This is a genomic window from Actinoplanes sp. M2I2 (assembly GCF_023544445.1).
Taxonomy (GTDB): domain Bacteria; phylum Actinomycetota; class Actinomycetes; order Mycobacteriales; family Micromonosporaceae; genus Actinoplanes.
The window spans coordinates 154076-168648 of record NZ_JALPVJ010000008.1 but is presented as its reverse complement, the minus strand read 5'-3'; the positions used below and the strand labels follow the sequence as shown (position 1 = coordinate 168648).

Annotated in this window: 13 protein-coding genes; 7 read left to right on the top strand and 6 right to left on the bottom strand. The window is 70.9% G+C overall.

Annotated elements, in window-relative coordinates; translation table 11 throughout:
* Positions 1 to 191: 191 nt before the first annotated feature.
* Complete coding sequence (locus HJC40_RS17810) at positions 192 to 554, top strand: STAS domain-containing protein (protein ID WP_250002234.1); 363 nt, start codon at positions 192 to 194, stop codon at positions 552 to 554.
* Between the two features lie 340 nt (positions 555 to 894).
* A complete protein-coding gene (locus HJC40_RS17805) occupies positions 895 to 1692 on the top strand; it encodes an HAD-IB family hydrolase (RefSeq protein WP_250002233.1) in 798 nt (265 codons plus the stop codon).
* 443 nt (positions 1693 to 2135) lie between these two features.
* On the opposite strand, the gene HJC40_RS17800 is transcribed toward HJC40_RS17805, so the two are convergent.
* Positions 2136 to 2615 carry a PH domain-containing protein gene (locus HJC40_RS17800; RefSeq protein WP_250002232.1) on the bottom strand — a complete coding sequence of 160 codons (480 nt, stop codon included), beginning with the start codon at positions 2613 to 2615 and terminating at the stop codon, positions 2136 to 2138.
* 67 nt (positions 2616 to 2682) lie between these two features.
* A complete protein-coding gene (locus HJC40_RS17795; protein ID WP_250002231.1) occupies positions 2683 to 3414 on the bottom strand; it encodes an oxidoreductase in 732 nt (243 codons plus the stop codon).
* A 214-nt stretch (positions 3415 to 3628) separates the two neighbouring features.
* Between HJC40_RS17795 and acs the strand changes: the two genes are divergently transcribed.
* The 3 genes from acs (at position 3629) to HJC40_RS17780 (ending at position 7227) form a co-directional block, all read left to right on the top strand.
* Positions 3629 to 5614 carry an acetate--CoA ligase gene (acs, locus tag HJC40_RS17790; protein WP_250002230.1) on the top strand — a complete coding sequence of 662 codons (1986 nt, stop codon included), beginning with the start codon at positions 3629 to 3631 and terminating at the stop codon, positions 5612 to 5614.
* Positions 5615 to 5739: 125 nt separating this feature from the next.
* On the top strand, positions 5740 to 6246 hold the full coding sequence (locus HJC40_RS17785; protein ID WP_250002229.1) for a hypothetical protein: 507 nt from the start codon (positions 5740 to 5742) through the stop codon (positions 6244 to 6246).
* 57 nt (positions 6247 to 6303) lie between these two features.
* Positions 6304 to 7227, top strand: coding sequence for an alpha/beta fold hydrolase (locus HJC40_RS17780; RefSeq protein WP_250002228.1), 924 nt, complete (start codon positions 6304 to 6306; stop codon positions 7225 to 7227).
* On the opposite strand, the gene HJC40_RS17775 is transcribed toward HJC40_RS17780, so the two are convergent.
* The 4 genes from HJC40_RS17775 to HJC40_RS17760 form a co-directional block, all read right to left on the bottom strand.
* A complete protein-coding gene (locus HJC40_RS17775) occupies positions 7224 to 7589 on the bottom strand; it encodes a hypothetical protein (protein WP_250002227.1) in 366 nt (121 codons plus the stop codon). The two genes, HJC40_RS17780 and HJC40_RS17775, sit on opposite strands and share 4 nt — an antisense overlap.
* Complete coding sequence (locus HJC40_RS17770) at positions 7586 to 10882, bottom strand: SseB family protein (protein ID WP_250002226.1); 3297 nt, start codon at positions 10880 to 10882, stop codon at positions 7586 to 7588. The genes HJC40_RS17775 and HJC40_RS17770 overlap by 4 nt, the downstream gene beginning before the upstream one ends.
* A gap of 349 nt (positions 10883 to 11231) precedes the next feature.
* A complete protein-coding gene (locus HJC40_RS17765) occupies positions 11232 to 11528 on the bottom strand; it encodes a WXG100 family type VII secretion target (RefSeq protein WP_250002225.1) in 297 nt (98 codons plus the stop codon).
* Positions 11529 to 11545: 17 nt separating this feature from the next.
* Entirely contained in the window at positions 11546 to 11863 is a 318-nt protein-coding gene (locus tag HJC40_RS17760; protein ID WP_308200917.1) for a WXG100 family type VII secretion target, read from the bottom strand.
* Between the two features lie 319 nt (positions 11864 to 12182).
* Between HJC40_RS17760 and HJC40_RS17755 the strand changes: the two genes are divergently transcribed.
* Both HJC40_RS17755 and HJC40_RS17750 read left to right on the top strand, forming a co-directional pair.
* Complete coding sequence (locus HJC40_RS17755; protein WP_250002223.1) at positions 12183 to 14039, top strand: type VII secretion protein EccE; 1857 nt, start codon at positions 12183 to 12185, stop codon at positions 14037 to 14039.
* Between the two features lie 125 nt (positions 14040 to 14164).
* Positions 14165 to 14545: a phage holin family protein gene (locus HJC40_RS17750; protein ID WP_250002222.1), complete on the top strand. Its 381-nt coding sequence runs from the start codon at positions 14165 to 14167 to the stop codon at positions 14543 to 14545.
* The last annotated feature ends 28 nt before the right edge of the window (positions 14546 to 14573 follow it).

Here is a 14573-nt window from a genome sequence, read left to right as displayed (position 1 = left end):
GCGGATGAGGCGCCCACCTTCGCGGGATGCCGATCCGGTAGCCACCGACGATCGTTCGCCTTGTGGACAAGGCGACGGCCTGTGGAAATCGCGTGCCCGCCCGGCCGATCTGCTATGGGAGTCGAGCCCGCCACAGAGTGGAAGCGGCACCCATTGGGTATGTTGTGCCGACACGGACCAGTGGGGTTGGCATGGAAACTTCGATCACCCGTTCGCTCGACGACGACGGTTGCGTCGTCGTGGCCGTCGCCGGCGAGATCGATTTTTCGAACGCGGATGATCTGGCCACCTGTGTCCGTCAGGCCGTCGCCGAGTGGTCCCCCACGGTCGTGCGGGTCGATCTGCGCGCCGCGGCCTTCATCGACTCCACCGGTCTGGGCGCGTTGATCGAGGGCTACCGGGCCACCACCGAGATCGGGTCCCGTTTCCTGGTGGTCGACCCGACTCCGTCGTTCCGTCGTGTACTCGACGTGACCGGCCTCTGCGAATTCTTCGGGCTCGGTGACACCGTGGAGGCCGTCGCGACCGAGCCGAGCCAGGCCGCCGGCGCCTGAGTTGTCCGGCGGGCGCCCGCCGGAAAGGGAACGACCCCCGTCGGGGGAGACGGGGGCCGTCCTGGGATTCGGCTCCGGGGGGGTCGAGCCGAATCGACTCGGTGATCGCGGGGGGCGCAATCACCGAGGGTTCTGAAGTAACAGAACGCGTCGGGTCGCAACATGAATCCCGATCGCAACAGCACAAGCATGCCTCACGGAAGCAGCACAGTCGAGTACCGATTGTCGCCCGGTGCGATGCTGCTGCCCGTCTGCCCGATTTCACAGCCTGTTACGACGGGCCCGAATCGACGCGCCGCGGACAACGGTGATGAACCACTTGCGACTACACTTGCCGCCCGTGGGCCCGAGCGCCGCGTTTTTCGACCTCGACAAGACCGTCATCGCCAAGTCCAGCGCGTTGGCCTTCGGACGGCCGTTCTATCGCGACGGCCTGATCAGCCGTCGCGACATGGTCCAGTCCGCTTACGCACAGCTGATGTTCCGGCTGGGCGGTGGCTCCGACGAGCAGGCCATGGCCCGCACCCGCGACTATCTGGCCGCGCTCTGCAAGGGCTGGCGGGTCGAGCAGGTGCAGCAGATCGTCGCCGAGACCCTGGACGAGCTGATTAACCCGTACGTCTACGCCGAGGCGGCCACGCTGATCGCCGAGCACCAGGCCGCCGGACGCGACGTCGTGCTGGTCTCCGCCTCGGGCGATGAGATGGTCCGGCCGATCGGCGCGCTGCTCGGCATCACCGACATCATCGCGACGCGCATGAGCATCGTCGACGGTCGCTACAGCGGTGAGGTCGAGTTCTACGCGGCCGGCCCGAGCAAGGTCGTCGGGGTGCGTGAGCTGGCCGCCGAGCGGGGCTACAACCTGGCCGACTGCTATGCCTACTCCGACTCCAGCAGCGACCTCCCGCTGCTCGAGTCGGTCGGGCATCCCAGCGCGGTCAACCCGGATCGGGCGCTGCGCCGCGCCGCGGTCGAGAACGGGTGGCCCGTCCTGGAGTTCCGCCACCCGATTCCGCTGGGCCGGCGGCTGCGCGATCGGCCGGCCGTGCCGGTCGCCGCCGCCCTGGGCGTCGGCGTGGGGGCCGCCATCGGCCTGGCCATCTACGCCCGCCACCGTCGCGCCCGCACGCCCGCCTGATTTCACGATCAAGGACTTACGGCGTACGGCGTACGGCTCCGAGGCGCGTTCCAGAAGTGCAGCCCGGCCCGGCCGGCCCAGCCGCCGCCAAGGGCCCCGGAGGGCAGTGAGCAGCACGAATGGCTTTGGTCTGACTAATGTGGAAAGCGAGATTCGGGTAGCCGAAGCCCTGGCGATCATGCCAGGACGGGCGTAGAAAGAAATGGCGAGGATCGCACCGAATCAGCCGGGATTGCCCGGCGAATCGGCCACGAGATTCGTGCACGGCCACCGGGAACCCACGCGCGATCAGCCACGGCAGGCACGTTGCGACGGGACCGCGGCCCCCCAGGCTCCATTTGAGGAGCCGTGAGGCGGCGGACTGCCGACAACGACCCAGGTGCACGCTTGTTAACCCGGTTCGGACGCGCAGCAGCCGGCGCCCCCGTCGAGGGACGCCGGCTCTAAATTTTCCCGCCCGCCGCGGCCAGGTGGCGGGTGCGCAGTTCGTGATAGACAGCGCGGAAGAGCTTGGGCCGGGAGTGGAAGTCGACGCCCTGCGCCCACAGCTCCGTGTTGACCGTCGTGCCGTCGCGGCACTCGATCAGCACGGTGAGACCGCTCGGGACGTGCAGCCGGCCGATCCGGTGCCCCGCCTCGTGCAGGTGCACATGGGCGATCTCTGCCCAGGCCAGCGTGCGCGAGCGCAGCAGGCCGTGGATGCGCAGACCGTCGACACCGACGTAGGCGCCCATCTGCAGGATGCGGTGCGTTCCGAAGACCCAGATGGCGGCGAGCGCACACGCCAGCAGGCGCAGACCGCGGTCGTTCAGCTCGAACGTCTCGATCGACGTCCAGCCCAGCAGGGCCAGCGCGAACGCCTCCCAGCCGATGATCAGCCAGCGTCCGGGGCCGGGTGTGTACGGGCGCTTCCAGGACTCCACCCCTGAAGTCTAGGAACCACCGATCACCGTGGGTGCTGTTCGCACATACGCACAGTCCGACAGCGGATCAGGCCGATGCCAGAACGTTGTCGCCGATCGTGGTGATCTCGTCGGCGGCCACCGTCACCGCGGCGGCGTAGTGGCGCAACCAGGATCGGACTCCGTCGGTCGTGCCGGTGGCGTAGGCGCCCGCCGCACCCACGTACTCGGGCTCCCGGGCCTGATGCCCGACCTCGACCGCGACCAGCCCGCGCGGATCGAAGCCGCGGTTGATCATAGTCAGACGCGCGGCGGCGCGGGCGACGACACCGGCCGGGCCGGCGAACGGGCGCAACGTGAGCAGTTCGGCGTGGACGACCGCGGCGAGCAGCAGCGGAGGCGTCCGGTCGTTGCCCGCCACCAGACCGGCGAGCAGGTCGACGCGGTCGGCCGAACCGGTGAGCCGGCCCAGGTCGGCGGCCGGAACGACTCCCCGGGCGGCGAGGACGTGCAGCTTGGCCAGCACTTGACGGGGCGCGCGGGGCCAGAGGTCGACGAGCCCGCCCAGTCCCTCGGCGACGCGCAGCGCGCCCTGCAGGACGGGATCGGTGACGGTGCCCCCGCGGACGTCGTCGAGGTCGTAGGCGTTGCCCTCCAGCGCGGCGCTGGCCACGGCGGCACGCAGGCTCGCCTCGGCCGCGACCTGACCGCCGTGCCGCCGCAGCGCGCGATGACGGAGGGCAGCGTCGACCCGCTCACGGGCCTCGGCCAGGGCGGGCGCGACGTCGGCAAGGTCGAGAAGCGGGGCTAGCGGATCCACGCCGAATACCGTAGCCGGTAAGCCCGACGAAACATGGGATGCGCAAACAGGCTCACAACTGGCAAGATTCGCGCAGCACCAAGCATCTGATGGTCATCCGGCGCGGCCACGACGCCATCTGGCGCGCTGTTATCCACAGGTGTCGCCGGTACCCACCGGCGCAACTAGTGTGCAACGAAGAAGCCCGGGTCAGCAGTGAAGAGGAGCCGCCCTCATGAGCGAGACATTGGCGAACCTGTCATCGGAGAGCCGACAGTTCCCGCCGCCCGAAGCACTGGCCGCCGCCGCCAATGTGAAGGCGGAGGCGTACGAGGAGGCGGCCGGCGACCGCCTGGCCTTCTGGGCGAAACAGGCCGACCGGCTCACCTGGGCCAAGAAGTGGGACCAGGTCCTCGACTGGTCCAACCCGCCGTTCGCGAAGTGGTTCGTCGGCGGCGAGCTCAACATCGCCTACAACTGCGTCGACCGGCACGTCGAGGCCGGCCGCGGTGACAAGGTCGCCATCCACTGGGAGGGCGAGCCCGGCGACACCCGCACCATCACGTACGCCGAGCTGCTCAAGCTGGTCAGCCAGGCCGCCAACACGCTGACCGACCTGGGTGTCGGCGCGGGCGACCGGGTGGCCATCTATCTGCCGATGATCCCCGAGGCCGCGGTCGCGATGCTGGCCTGCGCCCGCATCGGCGCCACCCACAGCGTCGTCTTCGGCGGCTTCTCGGTCGAGGCGCTGGCCACCCGCATCGCGGACGCCGACGCCAAGCTGGTCATCACCGCCGACGGCGGATACCGGCGCGGCAAGCCGTCGGCGCTCAAGCCCACCGTCGACGAGGCCGTCGCGAAGTCTCCGAGCATCGAGAACGTGCTCGTCGTGCGCCGCACCGGCCAGGAGGTCGCGTGGACCGACAAGGACAAGTGGTGGCACGAGACCGTCGAGCAGGCCAGCCCCGAGCACAAGGCGCAGCCGTTCGACGCCGAGCACCCGCTGTTCATCCTCTACACCTCGGGCACGACCGGTAAGCCCAAGGGCATCCTGCACACCACCGGCGGCTACCTGACCCAGGTGTCGTACACGCATGACGCGGTCTTCGACCTCAAGGCCGACACCGACGTCTACTGGTGCACGGCCGACATCGGCTGGGTCACCGGGCACTCCTACATCGTCTACGGCCCGCTCTCCAACGGCGCCACCCAGGTGATGTACGAGGGAACGCCGGACACCCCGGGCCGCGACCGGTTCTGGCAGCTCGTCGACAAGTACAAGGTGTCGATCCTCTACACCGCCCCGACGCTCATCCGCACGATGATGAAGTGGGGCGACGACATCCCGGCCGGCTACGACCTGTCGTCGCTGCGCATCCTGGGCAGCGTCGGCGAGCCGATCAACCCCGAGGCGTGGATGTGGTACCGGAAGAACATCGGCCGCGACCGGTGCCCCATTGTGGACACCTGGTGGCAGACCGAGACCGGTGGCGTCATGATCTCGCCTCTGCCCGGCGTGACCGCGACCAAGCCCGGCTCGGCGATGACCCCGCTGCCCGGCATCACCGCCGACGTGGTCGACGATCAGGCCCAGTCGGTGCCCAACGGCGGCGGCGGCTTCCTGGTGCTGCGCGACCCGTGGCCCTCGATGCTGCGGACGATCTGGGGTGACGACAAGCGCTTCCTCGACACGTACTGGTCCCGGTTCGGGGCGGGCGCCGGTCAGGGCGACGAGTGGATCTACTTCGCCGGTGACGGCGCCAAGAAGGACGAGGACGGCGCGCTCTGGCTGCTCGGCCGGGTCGACGACGTCATGCTGGTCTCGGGCCACAACATCTCGACCACCGAGGTCGAGTCGGCGCTGGTCTCGCACCCGTCGGTGGCCGAGGCCGCGGTGGTCGGCGCGACCGACCCGACCACCGGCCAGGCGATCGTGGCCTTCGTGATCCCGCGGGGCAACGTGGACATCGAGGGCGACGTGGGCGACCAGCTCAACGCCGAACTGCGCAACCACGTGTCCAAGACCCTCGGCCCCATCGCCAAGCCCCGTCAGATCATGTTGGTGGCCGAACTGCCGAAGACCCGCTCCGGCAAGATCATGCGGCGGTTGCTCAAGGACGTGGCCGAGCGCCGCTCGCTGGGTGACGTGACCACGCTGCAGGATTCCGCGGTGATGGATCTGATCTCGGCCGGGATGAAGACGAGCAAGTCCGAGGACTGACGCGGTCGACGCGGCGTCCGGCGAGGTTGTCCGGACGCCGCACCCCCACGGGAAAGGTGAAACCGCTACGCTTTGGCGCCGCGGTCCCGCACGACCGTGAGGTCCGGTCACGGGGGTGCAGGGTCATGCTCAGATCCATCACGGGTACGGCGGGAACGCTGACACTGGTGCTGCTGCTGACCGCCGGCTGTTCGGGCGACGACGAGCCCGTGGCGGCCGGCGCTCCGGCGCCGGTTGCCGCCGAGGCATCGGCCGCCGCCCCGGCCCCGTCGGAAGCCGCGTCCCCCGCTCCCGCTCCGTCCGGGACGGCCGCTCCGACCGACAGCCGCGGGTTGCCGCTGAGCAGCGACGGCTCGCCTCCGCCACCGCCCAGCCGACCGGCGGGCCACAAGTTTCCCGACGCCGGCTCGCTGCGGGTCGGCTGGGTCGACGCGACCGTCCTCGACGGCGGCGGCAACTGTTACAGCCTGAAGGACGCCGACGGGGACACGTGGGCCGTCTACTCGAAGAAGGACGTACCGGTCGACAAGGGCGACAAAGTGCGCGCCCGGATCACCCCCGGCAAGACGCCGGTCGACTGCGGCAGCGGCAAGCCCGCGACCCTCGTCCGCGTCCTCATCGGCGCCGAGTAGGGCCCGCGCGACCGGCGCGTTCGTCCCGGCTCGCTCCCAGCGCCTACCCTGGTAGTCATGGGCGGTCGGGTTGATGAGTCGTGCGTGCTGGTGGACGGGCCGTGGACTCATCGTTTCGTCGGCGCCAACGGCAGTCGGTTCCACGTCGTCGAGGCCGGCACCGGACCGCTTGTCCTGTTCTTGCACGGCTTCCCCGAGTTCTGGTGGGCGTGGCACGACATGCTGCCCCGCATCGCGGACGCGGGTTTCCGGGCCGTCGCGATCGACCTGCGCGGCTACGGGGCCAGCGACAAACCACCGCGCGGCTACGACGGCTACACCATGGCGGCCGATGTCACCGGGCTGATCCGGGCGCTCGGCGAGCGGAACGCGACGATCGTCGGCGCGGGAGCCGGCGGCATGATCGGCTGGGCGGCCGCCGCCTTCCACCCCAAGCTGGTCAACCGGTTGGTCGTGCTGGGGGCGGCCCACCCGCTGCGGCTGCGGGCGGCCCTCTTCGCCGACCCGCGCGGCCAGTTCGCGGCCTCCTCCAGCGCGCTGCGTTTCCAGGTGCCGCGATACGAACACGTGCTGACCCGGGACGACGCCGCGCTGGTGGGCGAGCTGATGACCCGGTGGACGAGTCCTCAGTGGAGAGAGACTCCCGAGTTCGACGACTATGTGGCCCGCTGCCGTGAGGCCATGCAGATCCCGCAGGCGGCGTTCTGCGCGCTGGAGGCGTACCGCTGGGTGTTCCGCAGTGCCCTCCGGCTGCAGGGATACCGGTTCGTGAAGCTCATGCAGAGCCCGCTCGTGACACCCACCCTGCAACTGCACGGCGAGCTCGACACGGCCACGCTGCCACGCACAGCTCAGGGCTCAGGACGTTACGTGCTCGCGCCGTACGAGTGGCGGCTGATCCCGGAGGTCGGGCACTTCCTGCACCAGGAGGCCACCGACGTGGTGACCGGCGAAGTGCTGCGCTGGCTGAAGACGCCTTAGATCCGCTGCTCGTTGAGGTCGGCGACCTCGTGCAGCGGGGCCCAGCCCTGATAGACGCCGAAGTCGAACTCCTCCAAGCCGAGCTGACGCGCCACCGGGGCGCGGCCGCCCGCATACTCCACCCGGAGCCAGGAATTCGCCTCGGCCAGCACGATGAACGGCGCCCCCCGCCACGTGCAGGTGGTGCGCACGTAGATGAGTTCGTCGTACTCCTGAGGGGTCAGCACCCGGACATAGCGACCCGGACGCACCTCGTCGAAGCCGTCGGCCGGTTCGGCCCGGTAGATGCGCACGTTGTCACCGTCGGGCGAGGCGTCGTACTCACGTCCCTGCCAGGCCACCACGTATCCGTCGCGCATCACTGCTCACCCACCCGGCGCCAGACCGGACCGTCGTTGTCGAAGATCGCGACCATGCGCTCGCTGCCGTCCGTGTCGATGCGCCACAGCTGAGCTCCGTGCGGCAGCCGCACACTGTCCACCTTGAACTCGGCGACCACATCGCGGCCCTCGCCCGGCGCGAACCCGTTGCCCCGGAACGGCGGACGCTCGATGACCCAGCCGTCCATGGCCCGCAGAGCCTGCTCGTTCTGCCCGCCGTAGGGGATGCGGTAGAGGCTCGGACGGTACGCCGGCCAGCGCAGGACGTACGCCTCCTTGACGTCGACCTGGTGCGGCGAGCCCTCATAGCTCAGCCCGAGCGCGCCGAAGAGCTCGGCCGGCGTACGCAGATGTTCCACCTCGGTCGCCCGGTGCACGAAGCCGGCCACCCGGTCGTACCCGCGCTCGAGGTAGTAGTCGACCTGATCCGGCGGGATCGTCTTCTGCATGACCGTGGCGTGCTGGGCGTCGTCGCTCGCGGGCTCCGGCGGCGGCACCGGGGCGGCCTCCTCGGCCGCACCCTCCGGGTCGAGCCCCAGACCGGACTCCGCGGCCCAGCTGGCCAGGGCGATCACCTGAGGACCGGGGTATTTCGCGCCGATCGGCCCGTCCGGGTTCACGGCGAACGACCAGGCCGGGTCGGGCCAGTTGCGAATCAGCTCGTAGAACCGCACGCCGACCGTGCGGGTGGGCTCCGAGTAGTGCTCGACCAGCCTGTCCTTGCTGGTGAAGACAACCAGAAACGTCTCGCCGTCGGCCTGCTCGGTGCGGAAGGCGAAGCCCGACTCGCCGGGCGCGCTGCCGGGACGCGAGTGGTTGGCCACCGGGACGAGCACGTCCGCGAGCAGCAGCGTGGAGAGGAAGGCGTCGGTGCTGTGACCGCCGGCGGCCTCGAAGAGGTCGCGCTCGACGTCATTGGCCGGCACGAACGTCGCGGCGGCCGGGGGCGGCAGGGCGGGCCGGGTCTCCGCCTGCGGCCGCGCCGCCTCGTACCCGGGCTGGGCGCCCAGACGGGCCGGGCGGTCGCTGCCGGGAGCACCGGGGATGACCGGCGGGGACATCGGCTGTTGCGGGGCCTCGGACTTGGTCTGGAAGGCCGGGAACGACGTGATGCCGGGCCGTTCGGACGGCGAGGTCGCCTGCCGGCGTGGCAGCGGGGTGCCGAAGCCGGGGCTCGGCTCGGCCGGCCGGGCCGGCGGGGTGGCCGCGGGCGGAGCCGGGGGCGCCGAGATGGGGGCCATCGCTCCGGGCGGCGTGCGCCGGGATGCGGCGGCCTGCGGCGAAGCAGGTCCCTGCGGGAAGCCGGCCTCCGGACCCTGACGGTCCTGAGCGGGCCGGCGCCCGTCGTTGGGCCGGCCATCCCCGGCGTTGAGCCGGCGATCCTCGGTGGGCTGGCGGCTCTCGGTGGGCTGGCGGCTCTCGGTCGGCTGGCGGCGGGGCAGGGCGCCGAGTGCGCCGGACGGTGCACCGGTCGCGCCCGACCAGTTCGGGTTGAACGGGGTCTCGTCGGGGTTGTGCGGCGCGATGTGGTCGGGCACCGGGGGTGTCTGCGCCATCGGGGTGCGGACGGGTAGCGGGGAAGCCCCGTCCGGCGAAGAGCCACGCGCGTCGCTGCCACGGCCGGTCGCCGGACGGCTGCTCGACGGCGGCGCGGACACCGGCGGCGCGGACATCGGCCGCGCCGACATCGGCGACGCTGACGTCGGCGGCACGGCCGGGGACTGGTAGGCGGAAGGCACCGGCGGCAGGGACGGCGACTGGTAGGCGGACGGCACCGCGGTGGGTGACGCGGCGGGCGTCGGCGACGCGGGGCCGGACACGGGGGCCGCGCTCGGGGTACGAACTGGCAGACCGTTGGGCAGAACGGTGCCCGGCGTACGCAGCGGCAGCCCGCCGGGACCGGTCGGCTCCGGCCTGGGCGTCGCCGTCTCGGGGGTTGCCGGCGCCGCCTGCGGCTGACCGGGACCGCCCGGACGAAGCAGGGCATCGCCCCCGGCCGGGCTGGTCGGCCGACCGTACGCGGGAGGCGCGCTCTCCGGACGCCCCTGAGACACACTCGAAGGCTGCCCGTAAGCAGGCGGAACGCTCGCGGGCTGCCCGTAAGCAGGGGGAACAGTCGCAGGCTGCCCGTAAGCAGGGGGAACAGTCGCAGGCTGCCCGTAAGCAGGGGGAACAGTCGCAGGCTGCCCGTAAGCAGGAGGTCCGCTCGCGGGTCGCCCGTACGCAGCCGGCGCGCTCGGGGAGCGGCCGTACGTCCCCGGCGTCGGGCTCGCGGGCGGCGCACTCACCGGCGGGGCGGCTTGAGGTGCGCCCGTCGCGGCGGACTGGCCGTAGGTGGCCGTCGGCGCGCGGACCGGCAGACCGTTCGGCACCGAGGGCGTACGAGAAGGGGGGTTGCCGGGGGTAGGCGGCGTCCGCGTCGGCAGACCGCCGGCGGCGGACGGCGCAGCAGCCGGCGCGCCCGCTGTGGTCGGCGGTGTGCGCATCGGCAGGCTGTCGGTGGCCGACGGACCACGGGCCGGAAGACTTTCGGCGGTCGACGGACCACGGGCCGGCGGGCTGTCGCCGACCGACGGGGTGCGCGTGGGCAGCGTGTCGGCCGGCGGCTGGCCGGGCTGCTGGGCGTAGGCGCCGCCGTACGTGTTGGCCGCGGACTGCCCGTACGCCGCGGGAGCAGCCGAGGTCTGCTGGCCGTAGGTCCCCGAGGGGTATTGCGGGTAGGCGCCGCTGGCCGCCGTGAGCGGGGCGTCCTCGCGCGTCGGACCGCCGGGGCGACCGGCCTCCTCCTGGCGAGTGTTCTCGGCGTTGGCGGCCACGGCGGCGGCGTGCAGATCCTGGATCTTGCCGCTGCCGGCCTTGGCATCGGCTCGCCCGGGACCGCGGGTGGGGAGCCTCAGGTCGCCGCGGGAAAGCTGAGCCACGAACCAGGCGGGCAGATAACCCTCGATCGGCAGGCCGGGGTTGACCGCCAGCCACCACTCGAGGTTGGGCCAGGTCTCGGCGAGCTCGGCGTAGGGAACACGACGGGCCGAGCCTGCGTAGTCCGCCAGGCAGGTCTGAAGAGCCGCGGTCGACGTGAAGGCCAGCACGTGGGTGCGGCCGCCCGTGCTCCAGGTGCCCCAGCCGAGCGGCGCCAGACCGGCCAGCGCGTCGGCGGAGACCGGTAGGAGCAGGTCAACGCCGGAGAGAATGCGGAAGTAGGATTCCTGGTCGTCGGTGCGCAACGCATCGCGCATCGCCACCTCGGCGTCCGTAGCCGGTTCCCACTCGGACACGTCCACCTCTCCCCACCGCGCGACGAGGCCATCTCAACGCGTACAACCTACAAGGTCAGCCCCCGATCACAATGGGCGGCGGTAGGCAGACAGGTAAGTCGTACGCGAGAGTCTCTCAGAACGCGCCTGGAAGCTCTCCGGAGCGCCACATAATTCGCGTCAAGCGATCGGACAACAACCGATCGTAGCGATACCGGCCATTCGGTCCAGTACGCGTTCGAGCGACAACAAGCTTCGCGATAACGGACCAATCCGCCTAAAGGCCTTTATTCACTCGATCGCGCACAAGCGAAACGGCCGGGACAGTCGCGAGACTGTTCCGGCCGTTCTGGTGCGGCAAGGCCGCGCGTCACTGGAAGCGCGCGGTGGCCTGCTTCTCGGTGCTGACGTAGTCGTCGACCGACTGGTCGACGGCGCCTCGGATGTTCTGCAGGATGGTCGTCAGGTCGCTCGAAGCGGCGCGCCACGTCGCCTGCCGCTGCTGGTAGGCCTGCTGCGCGTCGCCGTCCCAGGTGTCGACCAGCGGGGCGGCGTCGCGCTCGAGCTGGTCGAGCTGCGACTGAAGCGCGCTGACCGCCTTCTGGATGTCGGCGCTCGCCTGCTGCAAGGCGCCGAAGTTGACGAGAAGCACTCCGTCGTTAGGCATGTCTTGTCCTCCCCCGATCAGAGCGGCAGCTTGAAGGTGCCGCCGGTGCCGGCCACCCGGCTGGCGGCCTCGGTGTCGGTCGCGTCGTAACTCGTGCCCGACTGCCGGATGGAGTCGGCCGTCTGCGCGAGAGCCGCGTTGAGGCTTTTCAGGTCCTGCTCGTACTGAACCTTGACCTGCTCGAACGCCGCCGCGCCGAGACCCTTCCACGTGCTGCTCAGCATGGAGAGCTCGGACATGAGCGTGCTCAGCATCGTCTGGAGCTGATCGTTGGCCTGATCGAACTTGGTGGCGGTACTCGCCATGACCTGGGATTCAGCTTGTGTCTGGGCCACCCCGGATGTCACCCCGCTTCCTCGTTTGGGTCGCCGACCATGCCTTGATCCGTTATGGACGGACGGTGATCAACCGTCCTCGACATATCGACGTTGGCCACCAGGCTAACCCCTGTCCACAAGCCACGGGGGGCGTGCCGTGAGCGACCGATTACTCTTTCCTGATGTCGCCGACAGTAGCGAAAGCCGTCAAGCGGCGGTGGCTCGACATCGGAGGCTGTGGATAACTCCGGGTTGTCCACAGGGCGCCCCGGGGAGTGACCGGAGCCCCTACGATGGGCCCCGCACGAGGACGAATGCGGGTGAAGGGCGGTGTGCCGTGACGGTTGACGTGACCGGCGACCGGGATCACCGCGACCTCTCCGGTCCGGCCCGGCCGTCACTCAAGGTCAACTCCGGTCCGCTCCGACGTGGACGGTTGTTCGGTGTGCGGGCCGGCCAACTGGTCGCCACCCAGGTCGCCGCGGTCGCGGTGATTCTGGGCGCCGCCAACGGTCCGATCGGCGTGTTCGCGGGTGGCCTGCTCGCGCTGGCCGTCCTGCTTCTCACCTGGCTGCGGGTTCGCGGCCGCTGGGCGTTCGAGTGGCTGGGCATCGGCCTCCGCTTCGGTGGCCGGCGCCATACCGTTCCGCTCGGCGGCGACCCGGCGGCGCTGCTGCGGTTCGTCTCGCCCGGCGCCCGCGTCGAGCAGACCGACCTGGCCGGCGATCCCGCCGCGATCATCGTCGACGGCCACGGTCTCACCGCGATCCTCGAGCTGGGCGACCCGGCGGGCCTGCTCGCCGAGGACACGCCGGACCTGCCTTCGCCGGCCACCCTGTTGCCGTCGGCCGAGGCCGAGGTGCCCCCGGTGTTGATTCAGCTGCTGTTGACCGGGGCGCCCGCGCCTTCGCTGCGAGCCGGCGCCGGCACCCCGGCCACCTCCTATCGTCAGCTCACGGAGGGCCGCCTGCTCGGTCACAGCCGGGCGCTCCTTTCGGTACGGGTGCTGCGGTCCGAGGGCTGGTCCGAGGAGGAATCGCGGCGCGCGCTGTCCGGTCTGGCGCGCAAGCTGGTACGACGACTGTCGTCGGTGCCGGCCCGGCCGCTGGGTGAAGCGGCCGCCCTGCGGGTCATCGCCGAACTGGCGCACGACGACGGCGCCGCCGGGTCGGCCCAGGAGACGTGGCCCGGCGTACGCGTCGGTGGACTGGCGCAGACCACGTTCCGGCTGTGGCGCCGGCCCGATCTGCGGGTCGAGACGTCCCGGCGACTGGTGACCCGCATGCTCACACTGCCGGCCGCCGCGACGACGGTGTCGCTGACCGCCGGCCCGCAGGCGGCCCACGGCAGCACGCCCATGGACGTCACCGTCCGCCTGGCCGCGCCCGAGGCGGGCACCCTGAGCGTCGCCTCCGAGGCGCTGCGAAAGCTGTTGTCGGCCGAGCAGGCCGGGGCTCGCCGACTCGACGGTGAGCATGTTCAAGGGCTCTTCGAAACGCTGCCCTTCGGCGGCCGGCCCAGCGTGATCCCCGGTCTCGTTCCCGACGGGGTGCAGCCGGCCGAGCATCTCGAGGGTCTGCATCTCCAGATCGGCCCGTCCGGCCTCATGCTCGGGCGCAACCGTCACGGCAGCCCGGTGGTGGCCCGGCTGTTCCGGCCGGAGCAGACCCGGGCCCTCGTGGTCGGCGGCGTCCGGTGCGCCCAGTTGGTCGCCTTGCGCGCCATGGCCCTCGGCGCACGAGTGGTCGTGCAGACGGCGCGGCCACAGGCCTGGGAGCCGTTCGTCCGGGGCGCGGCCATGCCCGGCGAGTCGATCGCGGTGGTGCCACCCGGGCGGCCCATAGAGATTGCTCCCGGTTCGGCCCTGCACCCGCTTCTGATCGTGGTCGACATCGGTCCGGTGGGCGCCGACAACCGTCCCGGCGACGGCTGGCAGGCCACGCTGGTGGTCCGGGACGAGTTCTCCGCGGTCGACGTCGACGTGGCCTCCCGCGCCGACCTGCTCATCCTTCAGCCGCTGCGCCCCGAGGAAGCCACCCTGGTCGGCGGCGCGCTGGGGCTCGGCGAGGTCGCGCAGTGGATGACCAGGATCCGTCCGGACATGGTCGGCGTGGTCAATCGCCGAGCGGTCCGCTGGGCGGTCCTGGCCCACACCCCGATCGAGAAACAGCTGATCGGCCCACCCGGCCGCTGAAGCGCGGCCGCTCACGCGCGGCCGCTGACGGGCGCTGCCGGCGGATAGCTGCGCCATCGACGTCGACAAGATCAGGGAGTGTCGTCGCGGCCTGCGGTTGCCTGGTCGTGGCACCATTCGTGACCATGGGCCTCATCATCCGGCTTCTGATCACTGCGTTCTCGTTGTGGCTGGCCACCGTGCTGATCGACGGGATCGAGCTGACCACCGACGCCGTGTCGGAGCAGATCATCACGCTGCTGATCGTCGCCGTCATCTTCGGCGTGATCAATGCGATCCTGCGACCGATCATCAAGGTCGTGGGATGCGGCTTCTACGTGTTCACACTCGGCCTGATCGCGCTCGTCGTCAACGGCGCGCTCTTCCTGCTCACCAGCTATATCGCTGGTCGGCTCGACCTGCCGTTCCACGTCGACGACTTCTGGCCGAGCGCCGTCCTGGGCGCCCTCCTGGTCGGTGTCGTGAGCTGGCTGCTCAACATGCTCGTCCCCGACGGCGACGACTGACCCGCGATCGACGACCACGGCCGGGGGC

Bases quoted from the DNA above. Each gene is read 5' to 3' on its own strand.
- HJC40_RS17750 (WP_250002222.1), top strand. From the start codon at position 14,165: ATGGGCCTCATCATCCGGCTTCTGATCACTGCGTTCTCGTTGTGGCTG.
- acs (WP_250002230.1), top strand. From the start codon at position 3,629: ATGAGCGAGACATTGGCGAACCTGTCATCGGAGAGCCGACAGTTCCCG.
- HJC40_RS17780 (WP_250002228.1), top strand. From the start codon at position 6,304: ATGGGCGGTCGGGTTGATGAGTCGTGCGTGCTGGTGGACGGGCCGTGG.
- HJC40_RS17810 (WP_250002234.1), top strand. From the start codon at position 192: ATGGAAACTTCGATCACCCGTTCGCTCGACGACGACGGTTGCGTCGTC.
- HJC40_RS17785 (WP_250002229.1), top strand. From the start codon at position 5,740: ATGCTCAGATCCATCACGGGTACGGCGGGAACGCTGACACTGGTGCTG.
- HJC40_RS17765 (WP_250002225.1), bottom strand. From the start codon at position 11,528: ATGCCTAACGACGGAGTGCTTCTCGTCAACTTCGGCGCCTTGCAGCAG.